The sequence below is a fragment of the Mesorhizobium sp. M7A.F.Ca.CA.002.09.1.1 genome, from assembly GCF_003998555.1.
Classification (GTDB): Bacteria; Pseudomonadota; Alphaproteobacteria; order Rhizobiales; family Rhizobiaceae; genus Mesorhizobium; species Mesorhizobium ciceri.
In genome coordinates, this window is sequence record NZ_RZRR01001594.1 from 1 (window position 1) to 472 (window position 472).

At 62.9% G+C, this 472-nt stretch carries 1 protein-coding gene and 1 pseudogene; both read left to right on the top strand.

Annotated features, from left to right (window positions below):
• A partial coding sequence (locus EN994_RS34845; protein ID WP_281060237.1) for an acyl-CoA dehydrogenase family protein occupies positions 1-175 on the top strand: 175 nt, incomplete at its 5' end.
• A 33-nt stretch (positions 176-208) separates the two neighbouring features.
• Positions 209-472: pseudogene (locus EN994_RS34850) on the top strand (acetyl-CoA C-acyltransferase); the annotation flags it as partial.

Consider the following 472-nt stretch of genomic DNA (forward strand, 5'->3'; position numbering starts at 1 on the left):
GTACTGGCTCAGCGACCTGCAGGGAAAAGTCGTCGACGAATGCCTTCAACTGCATGGCGGCTATGGCTACATGAATGAATACCCGATCGCCCGCATGTTCCGCGACGCCCGCGTCCAGCGCATCTACGGCGGCACCAACGAGATCATGAAATTGCTGATCGGACGCTCTCTCTGAAGGCGACATCAGGCAAACCCAAGGAGCAAGCAAATGGCTGAAGCTTATGTCTATGACGCCGTGCGCACACCGCGTGGCAAGGGCAAGAAAGACGGATCGCTGCACGAGGTGCCGGCGGTGCGGCTTGCCGCCAAGACGCTCGAGGCGCTGCGCGACCGCAATGGGCTGGACACTGCAAACGTCGACGACATCATCTTCGGCTGCGTCGATCCGGTCGGCGAGGCGGGGTCGGGCATTCCGCGCGCCGCCGCCCTCGAGGCCGGCTACGACACCAAGGCGCCCCGGATGCAGAACTCA